This is a genomic window from Nitrosomonas sp. PY1, assembly GCF_022836435.1.
Lineage (GTDB): Bacteria > Pseudomonadota > Gammaproteobacteria > Burkholderiales > Nitrosomonadaceae > Nitrosomonas.
Map to the genome: position 1 here is coordinate 437543 of NZ_BQXC01000001.1, position 15766 is coordinate 453308.

Annotated in this window: 16 protein-coding genes and 1 tRNA gene; 11 read left to right on the plus strand and 6 right to left on the minus strand. The window is 43.0% G+C overall.

Annotated features, from left to right (window positions below):
* Nucleotides 1-2: 2 nt before the first annotated feature.
* The 4 genes from gmhB to lnt are packed head-to-tail and all read right to left on the minus strand — an operon-like array spanning nucleotide 3 to nucleotide 5151.
* Nucleotides 3-542, minus strand: a complete 540-nt coding sequence (gmhB, locus tag W03_RS01870; protein ID WP_244070853.1) for a D-glycero-beta-D-manno-heptose 1,7-bisphosphate 7-phosphatase — start codon at nucleotides 540-542, stop codon at nucleotides 3-5.
* A 2-nt stretch (nucleotides 543-544) separates the two neighbouring features.
* Nucleotides 545-2659 carry a glycine--tRNA ligase subunit beta gene (gene glyS / locus W03_RS01875; protein WP_244070856.1) on the minus strand — a complete coding sequence of 705 codons (2115 nt, stop codon included), beginning with the start codon at nucleotides 2657-2659 and terminating at the stop codon, nucleotides 545-547.
* Nucleotides 2656-3591: a glycine--tRNA ligase subunit alpha gene (gene glyQ / locus W03_RS01880; protein ID WP_244070857.1), complete on the minus strand. Its 936-nt coding sequence runs from the start codon at nucleotides 3589-3591 to the stop codon at nucleotides 2656-2658. The genes glyS and glyQ overlap by 4 nt, the downstream gene beginning before the upstream one ends.
* A 48-nt stretch (nucleotides 3592-3639) precedes the next feature.
* Nucleotides 3640-5151 (minus strand): apolipoprotein N-acyltransferase, encoded by a 1512-nt coding sequence (lnt, locus tag W03_RS01885; RefSeq protein ID WP_244070859.1) that lies wholly within the window; start codon nucleotides 5149-5151, stop codon nucleotides 3640-3642.
* Between the two features lie 359 nt (nucleotides 5152-5510).
* Here lnt and W03_RS01890 point away from each other — a divergent pair, with 359 nt between their 5' ends.
* The 11 genes from W03_RS01890 to ychF all read left to right on the plus strand — a co-directional run bounded on the left by W03_RS01890 (nucleotide 5511) and on the right by ychF (nucleotide 14607).
* A complete protein-coding gene (locus W03_RS01890; RefSeq protein ID WP_244070861.1) occupies nucleotides 5511-7271 on the plus strand; it encodes a tetratricopeptide repeat protein in 1761 nt (586 codons plus the stop codon).
* 215 nt (nucleotides 7272-7486) lie between these two features.
* Entirely contained in the window at nucleotides 7487-8254 is a 768-nt protein-coding gene (gene minC, locus W03_RS01895) for a septum site-determining protein MinC (protein WP_244070864.1), read from the plus strand.
* Nucleotides 8255-8280: 26 nt separating this feature from the next.
* A complete protein-coding gene (minD, locus tag W03_RS01900) occupies nucleotides 8281-9093 on the plus strand; it encodes a septum site-determining protein MinD (protein ID WP_244070866.1) in 813 nt (270 codons plus the stop codon).
* The gene (gene minE / locus W03_RS01905; RefSeq protein WP_244070868.1) at nucleotides 9090-9377 is read left to right on the plus strand and encodes a cell division topological specificity factor MinE; all 288 of its coding nucleotides are present in this window, start codon (nucleotides 9090-9092) and stop codon (nucleotides 9375-9377) included. Before minD ends, minE begins: the two co-directional genes overlap by 4 nt.
* Nucleotides 9378-9457: 80 nt before the next feature.
* Nucleotides 9458-10039 carry a lipoprotein insertase outer membrane protein LolB gene (gene lolB / locus W03_RS01910; protein WP_279599983.1) on the plus strand — a complete coding sequence of 194 codons (582 nt, stop codon included), beginning with the start codon at nucleotides 9458-9460 and terminating at the stop codon, nucleotides 10037-10039.
* Nucleotides 10040-10074: 35 nt separating this feature from the next.
* On the plus strand, nucleotides 10075-10914 hold the full coding sequence (gene ispE, locus W03_RS01915) for a 4-(cytidine 5'-diphospho)-2-C-methyl-D-erythritol kinase (protein ID WP_244070870.1): 840 nt from the start codon (nucleotides 10075-10077) through the stop codon (nucleotides 10912-10914).
* Between the two features lie 4 nt (nucleotides 10915-10918).
* Nucleotides 10919-10993: transfer RNA gene (locus tag W03_RS01920), tRNA-Gln, on the plus strand.
* A gap of 149 nt (nucleotides 10994-11142) precedes the next feature.
* Nucleotides 11143-12093 (plus strand): ribose-phosphate pyrophosphokinase, encoded by a 951-nt coding sequence (locus W03_RS01925; protein ID WP_244070872.1) that lies wholly within the window; start codon nucleotides 11143-11145, stop codon nucleotides 12091-12093.
* A gap of 75 nt (nucleotides 12094-12168) precedes the next feature.
* A complete protein-coding gene (locus W03_RS01930) occupies nucleotides 12169-12804 on the plus strand; it encodes a 50S ribosomal protein L25/general stress protein Ctc (RefSeq protein WP_244070874.1) in 636 nt (211 codons plus the stop codon).
* A 103-nt stretch (nucleotides 12805-12907) separates the two neighbouring features.
* The gene (pth, locus tag W03_RS01935) at nucleotides 12908-13477 is read left to right on the plus strand and encodes an aminoacyl-tRNA hydrolase (RefSeq protein WP_375792703.1); all 570 of its coding nucleotides are present in this window, start codon (nucleotides 12908-12910) and stop codon (nucleotides 13475-13477) included.
* Nucleotides 13478-13515: 38 nt separating this feature from the next.
* Nucleotides 13516-14607 (plus strand): redox-regulated ATPase YchF, encoded by a 1092-nt coding sequence (gene ychF / locus W03_RS01940; protein WP_244070878.1) that lies wholly within the window; start codon nucleotides 13516-13518, stop codon nucleotides 14605-14607.
* A gap of 77 nt (nucleotides 14608-14684) precedes the next feature.
* Here the strand turns inward: ychF and W03_RS01945 are convergent, their stop codons facing one another.
* Both W03_RS01945 and yjgA read right to left on the minus strand, forming a co-directional pair.
* Nucleotides 14685-15191, minus strand: a complete 507-nt coding sequence (locus tag W03_RS01945; RefSeq protein WP_244070880.1) for a DUF192 domain-containing protein — start codon at nucleotides 15189-15191, stop codon at nucleotides 14685-14687.
* A gap of 37 nt (nucleotides 15192-15228) precedes the next feature.
* Nucleotides 15229-15753, minus strand: a complete 525-nt coding sequence (gene yjgA / locus W03_RS01950) for a ribosome biogenesis factor YjgA (RefSeq protein ID WP_244073676.1) — start codon at nucleotides 15751-15753, stop codon at nucleotides 15229-15231.
* Nucleotides 15754-15766 lie beyond the last annotated feature (13 nt).

Genomic DNA, 15766 nt, shown 5'->3' on the forward strand with positions numbered 1-15766 from the left:
AGCTATTTTTTCTCTACTAGGGCCTCGACAGCAGCTTCTAGGCTGACAAAGACTTTTGTATTGGCAGGAATGTTCTCATGGTCGTAAGTTTCTTGCCCCTTTCCGGTCAATACGAGTATTGGCATAGCGCCGGCAGTGATAGCAGCTTGTAAATCGCGCATGGAATCGCCGATTGCCGGTACATTTTTTAAATTCACACCGTAGCGTTGCATGATCTCTGCAAACAAACCTGCTGCTGGCTTACGGCATGAGCATTGATCGATACTGGCATGTGGACAGAAAAAAATTGCATCGATACGACCACCGCTCTGGATAACGGATTGATGCATTTTTTGATTGATTGCATTATAGGTTGCCATGTCCATCAATCCACGGCCAATACCCGATTGATTGGTTGCAATTACGGTGCGATAGCCGGCATGTGTTAAACGAGCAATCGCTTTCAGGCTGCCTGGAATGGGAATCCATTCATCTGGTGTTTTGATGGAAGTATTGCTACATTCATTGATCACGCCTGCCTGATCCAAAATAATCAGCTTCATATTTATGTTGCGAGTTTAGAGAGATCGGCGATCTGATTCATGATTTGATGCAGCTGCTTTAGCAGGGCAAGCCGATTATTGCGCAATGATTTATCTTCAACGTTCACCATTATATGATCAAAAAAGGTATCGACCGGCGATTTCAGTGCGGCGAGAATTTGCAGCGAAGTGGTGTAATCTCCGGCGTCAAAAGCCTCTTTGGTTTTGGAAGAGAGACTGGTTAATGCCTGATGTAGCGCTTGTTCCGCCGGTTCCTGTAATAAACTGGCATCTACCTCGATACTGATGTCACCTTCTGTTTTCTTAAGGATATTGCCTACCCGTTTGTTCACAGCCGCTAAACTGACTGCTTCCGGCAATTTCGTAAAAGCGCGCACGGCGGCAAGGCGATTAGGGATATCACTTAGTTGTTGTGGATTCAGACTGAGCACGGCATCGACTTCCTGGGGAGTGTAGCCTTGCTCACGTAAATTACCAGCGAGTCGATCATAAATGAAAACTTGTAAATCGTGTAAATCCGGCGCGCTTGCACTGAGCTCCAGCGGACCATAAATTTCATTTTTTACCAGATCGATCAATTGATTTAACTGAAGCGGTAAGTCTTTCTCGATTAAAATTCTTATAACTCCAAGTGCATGACGACGCAGTGCAAATGGATCTTTGTCACCAGTTGGAATTTCACCGATGCCGAACATATTTACCAATGTTTCCAGTTTGTCCGCCAGCGCGACACAAACACCGGCTTGATTTCGTGGCAATGTATCGCCTGCAAAGCGCGGCTTGTAATGGTCCTCGATGGCAAAGGCGATATCGTCGCTCAAACCTTCATGTTGTGCATAATAACGTCCCATGATGCCTTGCAGTTCTGGAAATTCACCTACCATGTCGGTTAGTAGATCCACCTTGGCTAATGTAGCAGCTTCAAAAACCTGATCTCGCAAAGTATCTCCACCCAATTGCGCGCCGATCTCGGTTGCAATGATGCGAACATAGTGCATGCGCCAACCCTGCGTACCCAACTTGTTGTGATAAACCACTTTGTTGAGTTCTGGTATACGCGATTCCAATGTTCTTTTGCGGTCCTGGTCAAAGAAAAATTGCGCATCGGCCAAGCGTGAATGCACTACACGTTCATTTCCTGCGATGATCAGACTTGGATCGGCCGGTTTGATATTGGCAACCAGCAGGAATTTATTGGCTAGTTTTCCTTGCGCATCCAGTAGCGGAAAGTATTTCTGGTTTGTTTTCATGGTGAGGATCAAACATTCCTGGGGAACTTGCAAAAATACTGGATCGAATGTGCCAACCAGCACATTAGGATGTTCAACCAAGGCCGTCACTTCATCCAATAACGCGGCATCTTCTATGGGAGTAAGATTTTCATGCTGTGCGGCGGCGGTCATTTGACGAACAATCTCATCTTGTCGCTCGGCAAAACTGGCAATGACAGCGCCCTCTGCTGCCAATTGCTGCGCATAGCTATCGGCTTCCTTGATAACGATTGGCTGCATTGTGGCTTCAAATCGGTGTCCTTGCGTTTCCCGTCCGGATTGTAGACCTAAAATGTTGACCGAAATGACATCTGCGCCATGCAGCGCAATCAACGCATGCGCAGGACGGACAAAATCAACACTTTGCCAGCCATCCTCTAACTGATAAGTCATTACTTTGGGAATCGGCAATTGACCAATGGCCTCCTGAAATGCTTTTTGCAAACCGGCGGCCAATGAAGTTCCTTTGATGGTGTTATCCCAAAACAGGGTTTCCGTTTTACCTTCCATGGCACGTTTGAGTCGAGGTACGGCCGACGCATCTGCTCCCAACCCCGCCAATTTTTTAAGTAGTGGCGCTGTTGCAAGACCTTGTGCATCCAGACCAACTGCGACCGGCATTAATTTTTGCGTAACCGCTCTATCAGATGCCTGCGCAGCAACATTGGTAATATGCACCGCCAGACGCCGTGGTGAAGCATATGCGGTAACCTGCGCATCTGTTGCCAAAAGATCTTGCGCTTTCAAGTTGGTAGCGAATAATTCCGCAAAGCTGTTGCCAAGCTGTTTCAGCGACTTGGGCGGCAGTTCCTCGATCAACAATTCAACGAGTAGGTTTTTGGTCATGATGCAGGTTCCGCGACATCCGGCATTTGCGCAACCCATTCGCGCGGCGCCATAGGAAAGTTTAAGTTCTTGCGACTATCGTAATAGGCCTTGGCAACTTGCCGAGACAAATTACGAATACGACCGATGTAAGCTGCACGCTCCGTGACCGAAATGGCGCCACGTGCATCCAGTAAATTGAACGTATGCGCCGCTTTTAGCACTTGTTCATAAGCTGGCAAGGCTAATTGCTGCGCAATTAAATGGTCAGCTTGTGTTTCGTGCTTACCAAAGGCTAAAAATAGAAACTCAGTATCGCTTTGTTCGAAATTGTACGTCGATTGCTCCACTTCGTTTTGATGATACACATCATGATATGTTAGGTCTTGAGTCCAAGTCAGATCAAAGACGCTTTCCACATTTTGTAGATACATCGCCAGACGCTCTAAACCATAGGTAATTTCACCGGTTGCAGGTTTGCAATCAATTCCTCCAACTTGTTGAAAATAGGTGAATTGTGTAATTTCCATGCCATTTAGCCAAGCTTCCCAACCCAAGCCCCAAGCACCTAAGGTAGGGTTCTCCCAATCATCTTCCACCAAGCGAACATCATTTTGTGTGAGGTCTAATCCCAGTTCGCGAAGCGAGGCAAAATAGAGGTCTAGAATGTTTCTTGGTGCCGGTTTCAGCACTACTTGGAATTGATAGTAATGCTGTAAGCGGTTAGGGTTGTCGCCATAGCGGCCGTCTTTGGGGCGACGAGAAGGTTGCACATAGGCGACTTTCCAGGGTTCTGGGCCGAGTGCACGTAAAAAGGTCGCTGTGTGACTGGTTCCTGCGCCGACTTCCATGTCATAGGGTTGCAGTATCGCACAACCTTGTTTGGCCCAGAAATGCTGCAAAGTGAAAATAATATCTTGAAATGATTGTATTGTAGGTTGTGTGATTGCCATGCGTCGATTGAATCCGGTCAAAGATAGCCAATAAATATAGTGCGAATTCTACAGGTTTTTCTGTGGATCTTTTGATTTTGCTCGCAGCAAGACAAGCGCGACAATGCATAGTAATCCAGCCAATAGTAATATTGGATAATTACCGCGACGCACATACGGTGTGGTTCCGGTGAAGCCTTGCACAGCGCTATGCAGCGCTGCGGTGGTGAAAATCTCTATGCTTTGCAACACTTGTCCACGCTCATCAATGATCGCGGTAACGCCGGTGTTCGTTGCGCGAAGCATATATCGTCCGGTTTCCAATGCACGCATTTGCGAAATTTGTAAATGTTGTTGTGGTCCGATTGAGCGGCCGAACCATGCGTCATTGCTGACGTTGACAAGTAAGGTTGCATCAGGGAGTTGCTTGATGATTTCTTCACCAAATGCGTCTTCATAACAAATATTAATGGCGATTCTTTGCCCTGCTAGATACATTGGTTTTTGGTCGAGGCTGCCGCGCGAAAAATCAGATAATGGAATTTGTAATATATGGACGATCCATCCAAAAACTGCTTTTAAGGGAATATATTCACCGAAAGGTACCAGATGGTATTTGCGATAACTTTGTTCAGGCGCAGAACCAAAGCTGAACATGGTATTGTAGTATTCCCCTTGATTGGTTCCGTGTTCAGCTAAGCCAATTAATACATCGCCATTGTTGTTGCGCGCATGTTCCGCTAATTGTGCTACATATCTTGCAGGTACGACGTTGCTAAAAAGTGGAATGGAGATTTCCGGCGTGACGATTAACTGGCTTGGGCTTTCCAGAATCAGTTTTTTATAAATTTCCATGGTGTTTTCAATATGGTCATCTCGCCACTTTAAGTCTTGCGAGATATTTCCTTGTAGCAGGCTAACTGTGATTGGTTCTCCTTGAGGGCTGGTCCAGTCAATCATTTGCAAAATATAACTACTCAACCAAATCAAAACGAGCAGAGACCCATAGCGCAGTGCTTTTAGCCTATTTTCAATGCAAAGAAAAAGCAGTGCAGAGCTTAATACTAATAAAAAGGAAATTCCATATACGCCAATAATCGGTGCAAAACCTACCAAAGGACTTGAGGGTGCTTGTGAATATCCTACCGCCAACCATGGAAAGCCCGTGAATAATGTGCCACGCAACCATTCAAATAGTATCCATAGTGCGGCAGCAACGCATGACCATAATAAAGCGGATGAGATTCGAAGACGAGTTAGGATATACAGACTCAATGCCGGAAATAATGACATATAAGCGCATAGTATCATTAATACAACAATTGCAATATGTGTCGGCATTGCACCAAAATCATGCAAACTGACATAAAGCCAAGTGACCCCTGCCGAGAATAATCCCATGCCGAAGCTGAAGCCTAGTAAGCTTGTTTGCCACGCCGATTGGTTGTTGCGACAGAATTTCAACAGTAGTGCAAGCGTTACAACTGGAATGGGGAAAAGGTAAAATGGTGCGAAACCTAAAACAGTGACTGCGCCCAATATAGCAGCAATGATTAATTTTATGCGATAAAATTCCGTCAATTAGACCTACTTATCTGTGCGCGTTATTAGAATCAAAAAAGGTAATCAGCATAAGCCCATTAAGTTACTATACTCTGCATTTTTCTATTATTTATACTCTTGAGCTTTTATGATTTTAATGTGTTATTGCCGGTAAAGCTCATATAGTAATTTTATCCGGTTGTATTCTTACTTGTTCTCAATTTTTATTAAATGGGTTTATACATAGCCTAATAACAATTTATTTACTTTATTGTCAATATAGAAATAGGATATTCTGATGCTTAAATATATTTGTTTATTGGTAATTGATGAATAGATTCTAAAGCATATGCGATATGTAGGATATTTTTCTAACTTGTACAGTAACTCGATCTTCCATGAAATTTAAAAATTTACTCTTGTTTTTCTTGTTTGGATTACTTTATGCCTGTGCTCATACTTCGGCGACTAAAGAGGGGGAGATAGAAGAAACTAAGGAAGTTGCTGAGCAGGAAGAAATTAACCAAAAAAATTTACCCAATCAAGAATTGACTGCAAACATTTTGTTTGATTTTTTAGTGGGTGAAACTGCATTGCAGCGCGGTAATTTAGATATTGCGCTAAATCGTTATCTTAAGTTGGCAAAATCAACCCGAGATTTGCGTCTTGCTAAGCGCGCCAGTGAAATTGCGTTACATACAGGCGATCCAACAGCAGCTGTACAGGCGACTTCTTTATGGGTCGAACTTGATCCTGAATCGATTGATGCTCGTCAAACTATGGCGGCCCTGATGGTTAATTTGGGAAATCTAGACGCTGCTCGCCCACACCTTGAAAAACTTTTGCAGTCGGAAAAAGAAAAAAGTGGTATCGCAAATGCTTTCTTGCAGCTAAATCAGATATTTGCGCGTAATCCAAATAAAATTGCAATTTATCAATTATTGCAGCAACTTGCGCTTCCTTATAAAGATTTGCCAGAAGCGCATTTTGCGGTTTCTCAGGCCGCATGGCTTGCTAATCAACGTCAAGAAGCTCTAGATGAAATGGAAGAAGCGTTGAAGCTACGCCCGAACTGGGAAATTGCTGCGGTTCATAAGGGTAGGATATTGCATCGAGTCGATAGCCCTGAAAATGCTTATCAATTTTATCTGGGATATTTATCAAAATATCCCAACGCCAATGAAGTCAGGATTGCCTACGCTCGCACATTGATTTCTGATGGTCGTAATGAATTAGCCTATGAACAACTGCAACTGCTGATCAGTAAAAATACAGCCGATCCTGAAGTTATGTTGGCGATTGGATTGTTGGCTACCGAAATGGGCGATTTCGATATGACTGAAAAAAGCCTGAACAAAGCGTTGGAGTTGGGTTATAAAGATCCGGATGCTGTGCATTTTCACATGGCGCAGGTATATGAAGAATTAAAACACAATGATAAAGCCATGGAATCCTATCAAATGGTAAAAGGTGGTTCGCGTTATTTGCCTGCGCAAATTCGTTATGCTGATTTATGGGCATCAAAAGGTAATATTAGTGATGCGCGTAAGTATTTAAGAAATTTACCTGCAACCAATGATCAACAAGCCGCCCATTTAATTTTGGCAGAAGCGCAAATACTAAGAAAATCGAAATCTTATAATGAAATCTATGAGGTGCTTAGTAATGGTTTGAAGAAATTTCCTGATTATCCCGAATTGTTATATGACCGTGCCTTGATAGCGGATAAACTGGGAAAGTTTAGTGTGCTTGAGAAAGATTTGCGGAAGCTCATACAAATCAAACCGGATAATGCGCATGCTTATAATGCTTTGGGTTATAGTTTTGCTGAGCGGCGTGTTCATTTGCCGGAAGCGTTGAAGTTGATTAAGAGGGCCGTGGAACTTGCTCCAGATGATCCTTTTATTATGGATAGCTTAGGATGGGTTTATTATCGTATGGGTAATCTGTCGGAAGGACTGAATTACTTAAATCTGGCATTTGCCGCACGCCCAGACCCAGAAATCGCGGCGCACTTGGGGGAAGTGTTGTGGGTACAGGGAGCAAAAGAAAATGCTAGAGATATATGGCGTTCGGCATTAGAAAAAGAACCGGATAACGAAGTTTTACTCGAAACGATTGAGCGTCTTACCAAAAGTAAGGATCCTATGAATCCTTAATCGAAACGGCTTTTTCTGCGAATTGCTGCATTTAAAAAGTATTCTGTGTTGCTATACGCCTAGGGTTTTTCAACAGAGGTTTCTAGTAAAAAGACATTGTCGTACCATTCTAGCGTTTGCGTAATAATGATGCGCCCATTATAAAATTGGTATAGCATCCTCATGTTCCGAATATAATCGATCTGAGTTAGTGAAATAATTCTTTATTTTTTAACATGCCCAATAACTTGCCAGTTCTTGAATTCAAAAGCAGTACGTTCTTTGCACCCATTCTGATTTTATTCGATAATGACATTGTCAGTATCGAGGAAGCTCTCGAAAAGAAAGTTAAATTGGCCCCTGAGTTTTTTAAAGATTCGTCACTTATTATCGATTTAAGCGAGATAAATAAGCACAATAAAGAAATCGATTTTGTTCAAATTGCGAAATTATTACGTCGCGTAGGCTTTTTTCCAGTTGGAATTCGAGGGGGAAGTGAGCAGCAAAATCAACAGGCCAGAGAGCTTTTTATTCCCATCGATACTGTCAGGGAATTGACTAATTTGATTATCACTGATGAAAAGAGTGAATCGGATGCTGCACAAAAAGACGATTCACAAGTTACGCATACAATCAAGCAAGAAACGATCAATGCTATTCCACCCAGACCCGTATATGTGGCTGCAACCTTGGTCACTCAGCCCGTGCGTTCAGGCCAACGTATTTATGCATCTGGCGATTTGATAGTCATGTCTCAAGTAAGTGCCGGAGCGGAAATTATGGCTGAAGGAAATATTCATGTTTATAATACCTTAAGAGGGCGTGCACTAGCGGGAGTGCATGGCAACACAGCTGCTAGGATTTTTTGTTTCGATATGCAGGCAGAGCTTATTTCTATCGCTGGAGACTACAAAACGAGCGAGGACTTAAATAAGCAAACTTACCGGAATCCAGTACAAATTTATTTACAAAATCATGCTTTGATCATTACAGAGATTGTTTAAGACTTTATCTAGCAAAGGAGACTCAATTGGCAAGAATTATCGTTGTGACATCAGGCAAAGGTGGCGTCGGAAAAACGACAACCAGCGCAGCAATCGCTATGGGGTTAGCAAAAAAAGGTCACAAAACCGCTGTAATCGATTTTGATGTGGGTTTACGTAACCTAGATTTGATTTTAGGATGTGAGCGTCGCGTAGTTTATGATTTCATTAATGTAATTAATGGTGAAGCTAGCCTGAATCAAGCGTTGATACGCGATAAGAACTGTAACCTGTTGTATATTCTTCCTGCCTCTCAAACACGTGATAAAGAAGCGTTGACGCAAGAAGGGGTAGGTAAGGTGCTGGATGAGCTCTCCAAGGATTTTGAATACATTGTTTGTGACTCACCTGCAGGTATCGAAAAAGGCGCCAATTTGGCATTGTATTTTGCAGACGATGCCTTTGTTGTGACAAACCCGGAAATTTCCTCTGTCCGAGATTCAGATCGCATGCTAGGTATTTTATCTAGTAAATCGCGCCGCGCCGAGCGGGGTGAAGACCCAATCAAAGAATACTTATTATTGACACGTTATGATCCTGATCGTGTTAAAAACGGCGAAATGTTGAGCTTAGACGATGTACAGGAAATATTGTCGTTGCAATTGTTAGGAATTATTCCTGAATCAAAATCTGTTTTAACGGCCTCTAATGCTGGCGTACCGGTTATTTTAGATGAAAAAAGTGAAGCGGGCCAAGCTTATGCAGACATTGTCGCACGATACTTAGGAGAAGATCGTCCGCATCGATTTACTGAATCAAAGAAAGGCTTCTTCAGCAAGTTGTTTGGAGGTAAAAAATGAGCTTACTGGATTACTTTCGGTTATCCAAACCCAAAACAGCGCCACTCGCGAAGGAGCGGTTGCAAATTCTTGTGGCACATGAGCGCAGTTATCGCAATCAGCCTTCTTATTTGCCCCAATTACAACAAGAATTGCTGGAAGTTATTCGTAAATATGTCAATGTGGAACAGAATGCTATTTCTGTAAATTTTGAGCAGGACGAAAATCAAGAAACACTGGAAGTCAATATCGTGTTGCCTGAAAGACATTCTCCAGCGGATAAAGGCGTAACAGCTAATGAATAGTTTTTCATGGATATGATTGTGCTGTTCATGGTGTACTGAATTTAGCGAAAATGCATTATCGAATCCTAATATATTTTTTTGTGATGATTCTGGCTGGATGTGCCACTAAGCCTCAGCAATCGACAGTTATTAAGCCAGTAAAAACAGTTGTTATTGAAGCTGCCGCAAAAGAACAAACGGTTGATACAGATCACTTTAATATTTTAGGAAGGATAGCTGTTCAAGATCGGAATCAAAGTTCGTCCGGTAGTTTTCGTTGGAAACATTGGCCTGTAAATGATGAAATTATTTTATTTACCCCTTTGGGTCAAGTGGTCGCTGAGATTTCCAGAAACCCGCAAGGTGTACGTTTGATTACTTCCAAATTGGAAGCTTTTTATGCGGAAGATGTGGAAGGTTTGACGCAGGAGGTTTTAGGATGGCGTTTGCCGCTGAGTAACTTGCAATATTGGATTCAAGGAAGGCATTCTCCATTAGCAAGAGCAGAGAAAGATTTTAACGAGAAAGACCAAGTGGTTGTAATTCGCCAGGATGGTTGGGAAATTCATTACAGTAGCTATACGGCTGCACAAGCAGGCCAATCTGAACTTCCTAGACGAATGGAGCTAACCTATGGCTCCCTGCGCATTAAATTGATTGTTGATGAGTGGAAAGCAGAGTAAAAACTCTTGAAGTTTTGTATATTTTTGTTTAACGCATGCATACCTTTCCCGCCCCCGCAAAACTGAATCTGTTTCTCCATGTCGTTGGACGCAGAAGCGATGGTTATCATCTTTTGCAAACAGTTTTTAGATTTCTTGATTTTTCTGATGAAATTACTTTCAAAGTACGCGAGGATGGTGTAATCAAACTGCACAACCCGTTGGTCGGTGTGCCTGAAGAAAAGGATTTATGCGTCCGCGCAGCAAGGCTTTTGCAAAAAACTGCTGGAAGCAAGCTGGGAGCGGATATTTATTTGGAAAAAAAGATTCCGATGGGAGGAGGGCTGGGAGGCGGTAGTTCGGATGCTGCAACAACGCTCTTGGCGCTTAATCAACTATGGTCACTGCATCTTAACCAAAAACAATTGCTTGAATTGGGGCTACAGTTGGGTGCTGATGTTCCAATTTTTATTTTTGGACAGAATGCTTTTGCCGAAGGCGTGGGCGAAGAATTGACCGCGCTGACTTTGTTGCCTGCTTGGTATTTAGTGCTTATTCCATCGGTGCAGATTTCTACAGCAGAAATTTTTGCAAACAAGGAATTGACACGCAACACGATACCTATCAAAATACCGCCCTTTTCTATCTATCAAGGACATAATGATCTGGAGTCCGTTGTTTGTCAGAATTACCCTGAAGTAGCGAAATGTTTGCAGTGGCTAAAGCAACTAGAAAATACTACAATAGCAGCCATGAGCGGCTCAGGTTCTTGCGTTTTTGCAGAATTCTCAACGCCAACGGCTGCGCAAGCTGCTTTTGAACAAATTCCTGAAGATATGACAGGATTTTTAGCAAAAGGATTAGAGTGTCATCCCATGTACAATTCAATGGGGTAAAATTTGGGGAGTCGCCAAGCGGTAAGGCACCGGATTTTGATTCCGGCATTCGTAGGTTCGATCCCTACCTCCCCAGCCAACTTCATTGATCTAACCATAGATATAAATTTACCCTTTTAAAATTAGAATGAGCGAGTGGTTGTGAAAGGTAATTTCAAACACTCTGAATTTAGACAAAAATGAAATTAACGCCGCGTTAAATGGCTTCCTTCAAAGAAAATTGATGTTATGTCTTACGATAGCTTAATGGTTTTTACCGGCACAGCACATCCGAAGTTGGCTCAGGATGTCGTCAAACATCTCAATATCCACTTAGGACGGGCAAATGTTGGGCGTTTTAGTGATGGCGAAGTAATGGTCGAAATCCTCGAAAATGTTCGAGGAAAAGATGTTTTCGTATTGCAGTCCACTTGTGCTCCGACCAATGATAGCTTAATGGAAATATTAGTTATGGTGGATGCGCTCAGACGTGCATCAGCAGGTCGGATAACTGCCGCGATACCGTATTTTGGTTATGCTCGCCAAGACAGAAGACCGCGCTCGGTCAGGGTTCCGATTACTGCCAAGGTAGTCGCTAACATGCTGACTACTGTACGCATAGATCGGCTATTAACAATGGATTTGCATTCCGATCAAATTCAGGGTTTTTTTGATATTCCTGTTGATAATATCTATGGCATGCCTATTCTGCTAGGGGATGTCTGGAAACATAACTACCAGAATTTAGTCGTAGTGTCACCTGACGTGGGTGGTGTGGTTCGTGCTAGGCATATGGCGAAACGCTTAGAATGCGATCTGGCGATTATTGATAAAAGACGCCCAAAACCGAACGAAGCGAAAGTTATGAATATCATCGGTGAGGTTAAAGATCGCACGTGCGTTATTATTGACGACTTGGTTGATACCGCCAATACGTTATGTGAAGCAGCGCTGGCTTTAAAACAGTATGGCGCGAAATCAGTATTGGCTTACTCGACACACGCCGTATTGTCAGGAAGCGCGATACAGCGTATTGAAAACTCGGTACTGGATAAATTGGTTGTAACGGACACCATTCCACTGCGTGAAGATGCGCTTGCCTGTAGTCGTATTTGTCAACTCAGTATTGCTAATCTACTGGCGGAAACGATGCTACGCATTAGCAATGAGAGTTCACTGAGTTCGTTATTTATGGAATAAAAAAATTTGCGTGTTTTGTTTTTTAACCGGACTTGCTTTGGTCGCGAACAAGTCATTTTTTAGGAGTGAAGCATTATGAAAATAGAAGTTAGTGCTGAAAAGCGCTTATTGCAGGGAAAAGGTGCGAGCCGCCGCCTGCGTAGATCTGGCAAAGTGCCTGCAGTTGTGTATGGTGGAGATCAAGCAGCAGAATCGATAGAGATGGATCATAACGATTTATTCTATAAACTAAAAATGGAAGCATTTCATGCATCGATTTTATCCCTGAATATTTCTGGGAAATCGGAGCAAGTATTATTGCGCGATACGCAATGGCATCCATTCAAGCAACAAATATTACATATCGATTTTCAGCGCGTTGATAAAAACAAGAAAATACATATGAAAGTACCACTGCACTTTGTCAATGCTGAGATTTCTCCGGGAGTAAAAGTTTCTGGTGGTATCGTTTCGCATATTTTGACGGAGGTGGATGTTAGTTGCCTGCCAAAAGATCTGCCCGAATATATTTCGGTTGATTTGGCTGAAATGACAGCCGGGCACTCGTTGCATCTCAGCGACCTGGTATTGCCGAAAGACGTTGAAATTGTTGCCTTGGCGAAAGGAGATAATTCTCCCGTAGCTACCATCGTGATTCCGCGGTCAGTGCTTTCTGAAGAAGATGCTGCCGATGCTGCAGCAACTACTGCTGCTGAGAAAAAAGCTGAATAAAATACATTAACGTTGGTCTTATTGAGAAAACTGCCGCCATTTAAACGAATGCCGGCAGTTTTTTATTTGATTTTATAGCAATATTTTGTGTGTGCTGTTTTGTATGAAACTGATTGTTGGTTTGGGTAATCCTGGTAAAGAATATGCTGGAACACGCCATAACGCAGGGTTTCATTGGATTGATCGACTGGCAGAAGTGCTTGGAATAACGCTGAAATCCGAAGCCCGGTTTCATGGAACATGTGTGCGCATTCAACAGAATAACCAAGAATGTTGGTTATTGCAGCCGCAAACTTATATGAATGCCAGTGGTAGAGCCGTGGTCGCATTAAGTCAATTTTACAAAATTCATCCGGATGAAATAATGATTATCCATGATGAGTTAGATTTGCTTCCCGGCGAGATCAAGTTAAAAAAAGGGGGCGGCCTGGGCGGTCATAATGGCCTCAAAGATATTGCCGCAAAACTGGGAACGCAGGATTTTTGGCGTTTACGTATTGGTATTGGCCACCCTGGAGAACGTAGCGCTGTGACCGGTTATGTACTCCATCCACCGGGAAAAGAAGAAGCGCAATTAATCGAGCAAGCGGTCGAGAAAGGCTTAGAAACTTGGCCACTGATTGTGCAAAGTGACTGTCAAGCTGCCATGCTAAAGCTACACACTAAAACATAAGAATTCCAAAACACATACAATATACTGGAACATAAATCATGAGCCTCAAATGCGGCATCGTAGGACTACCTAATGTCGGCAAGTCCACCCTTTTCAATGCGTTGACAAAGGCGGGCATCGCTGCGGAGAATTATCCTTTTTGCACTATTGATCCCAATGTTGGGATCGTTGAAGTCCCTGATATGCGCCTGCAAAAATTATCGGATATTGTCAAACCGCAAAAAATACAACCGGCTATTGTTGAGTTTGTCGATATTGCGGGCTTGGTTGCCGGGGCATCCAAAGGTGAAGGACTGGGCAATAAATTTCTTGCCAATATCCGAGAAACCGATGGCATCGTCAATATGGTGCGTTGTTTCGTCAATGAGAATGTTGTGCATGTCGCTGGTAAAGTCGATCCTCTTTCTGATATTGAAGTGATTCAAACCGAGCTTTCGCTTGCCGATTTGGCTACTGTTGAGAAAACATTGTTGCGTGAATCTAAAGTGGCCAAATCGGGTAATAAAGATGCCATTAGGTTGTGTACTTTGCTAGAAATGGTACAAGCGCATCTCGATCAAGGTAATCCCGCTAGAACACTGGCGCTGGATAAGGATCAAAAGCAGTTATTACAACCGCTTTGTTTGTTGACTGCGAAACCTGCTATTTATGTGGCCAATGTAGATGATCATGGTTTAAAAGATAATCCACTGCTAGAGCGCGTAAAAGAGTTTGCGGCCGCTGAAAATGCCCCAGTGGTGCCTATTTGCGCTACTCTGGAGTCTGAAATTGCAGAATTGTCGGATGAAGATAAAAAGGTATTTCTTGCTGATCTTGGTTTAGCGGAACCAGGGCTGAACCGCTTAGTGCGTGCCGGATATGAGTTATTAGGATTGCAAACCTACTTTACTGCGGGTGTGAAGGAAGTAAGGGCCTGGACCATTCACAAAGGCGACACAGCGCCTCAAGCCGCTGGCGTCATTCACACGGATTTCGAGAAAGGTTTTATCCGTGCCGAGGTGATTAATTACGACGATTTTATTACATATCATGGCGAACACGGCGCCAAGGAAGCCGGGAAAATGCGTTTGGAAGGAAAGGAATATATCGTCAAAGATGGCGATGTCATGCATTTCCGTTTCAACGTCTAAGCAGGAGTGATTGCTTTTGGGTGTTTGCAGGCGTTTTTTAGTAGAGGAATAATAACTCAGCGGTATGATTGAGGTATTTAAGGATAGCTAGGCAATCCTTGTATTTTGGAGCCAACTTTAATGCCTCGTTCCATAAACCAGCCTTGATTCATTTCTAACGCAAAGCGGACGGGGCGGCTTGAACAATGCGTATTTTCCGTTTCCGGCTGCATATCTTTTGTATTGACTATCGTGCCATCATCGGCAATGAATGCAATCGTGAGGGGGATTAATGTATTGCGCATCCAGAAACAGCGGATTCCCAATTGATCATAAATAAATAGCATGCCTTCATGGTTATCCATGGACTGACGGTACATTAATCCAAGCGTTTGTTCTTGCGTGGTACGAGCAATTTCCGCTCGAATCACATGGATATGGGTCGTTAATTCAATCGCGGGCAAGCGCGGTTGCGGTCCGTTTTGCGCAGAAACGTTGATAGGTATTACAAAGCTTAAAAGAAGCAAGATCTGCCAGAAAGATAAGTGTATGGGACTGCGGTCAATGTGGTGAGTGATTTTTGGGAATGTGTTTTTAGCAAACATAATCGTCGAATAAAAAATATAATAGATACATATGATTTTAATTCTTTTCAATCGTTAGCTGTAAAACTTGAAAGAGCAGGCGATAACTTTTAGGCGGTTTATTCGCGTTTTTTTCTTTGTGTGTGTTGCGTATCAAAACACGTAATTGCTGCAAGTCCGCATTGGGATGTTTTTGTGCAAACTCGGTAAATGCGGTATCGTCGTTTAACAACCGTTCGCGCCAACGTTCCAAATGGTGTAACCGTGCAATTTGTTGTAAGGAGGTTTGATGCCATGTGGTTAATTTTTCCTGAATGGGTGATACATCGACTTGACGCATCAGTTTACCGATATATTGTAGCTGCCTGCGACGTGCGCCATGCTTGTCAATCGTTTGCGCGAAACGGATGGCATCCGCAAGATTTTCAGGTAAATCAAATTCAGCCAGTTTCTTTGCATCCAATTCAACCAATCGTTCACCGATTTCTTGCAAAGCGTGCATGTCTTTTTTCAGCTTTGTTTTACTAGGGGTTGTATATTGATCATTGGTTTCATGGTGATCAATGTGTTGTTCTCGTGAAATTTTATGCACGTTT

Excerpts from the sequence above, each read along its gene's own strand:
- gmhB (WP_244070853.1), bottom strand. The coding sequence starts at position 542 with ATGAAGCTGATTATTTTGGATCAGGCAGGCGTGATCAATGAATGTAGC.
- glyS (WP_244070856.1), bottom strand. The coding sequence starts at position 2,659 with ATGACCAAAAACCTACTCGTTGAATTGTTGATCGAGGAACTGCCGCCC.
- glyQ (WP_244070857.1), bottom strand. The coding sequence starts at position 3,591 with ATGGCAATCACACAACCTACAATACAATCATTTCAAGATATTATTTTC.
- W03_RS01890 (WP_244070861.1), top strand. The coding sequence starts at position 5,511 with ATGAAATTTAAAAATTTACTCTTGTTTTTCTTGTTTGGATTACTTTAT.
- minC (WP_244070864.1), top strand. The coding sequence starts at position 7,487 with ATGCCCAATAACTTGCCAGTTCTTGAATTCAAAAGCAGTACGTTCTTT.
- minE (WP_244070868.1), top strand. The coding sequence starts at position 9,090 with ATGAGCTTACTGGATTACTTTCGGTTATCCAAACCCAAAACAGCGCCA.
- ispE (WP_244070870.1), top strand. The coding sequence starts at position 10,075 with ATGCATACCTTTCCCGCCCCCGCAAAACTGAATCTGTTTCTCCATGTC.
- W03_RS01925 (WP_244070872.1), top strand. The coding sequence starts at position 11,143 with ATGTCTTACGATAGCTTAATGGTTTTTACCGGCACAGCACATCCGAAG.
- W03_RS01930 (WP_244070874.1), top strand. The coding sequence starts at position 12,169 with ATGAAAATAGAAGTTAGTGCTGAAAAGCGCTTATTGCAGGGAAAAGGT.
- pth (WP_375792703.1), top strand. The coding sequence starts at position 12,908 with ATGAAACTGATTGTTGGTTTGGGTAATCCTGGTAAAGAATATGCTGGA.
- ychF (WP_244070878.1), top strand. The coding sequence starts at position 13,516 with ATGAGCCTCAAATGCGGCATCGTAGGACTACCTAATGTCGGCAAGTCC.
- W03_RS01945 (WP_244070880.1), bottom strand. The coding sequence starts at position 15,191 with ATGTTTGCTAAAAACACATTCCCAAAAATCACTCACCACATTGACCGC.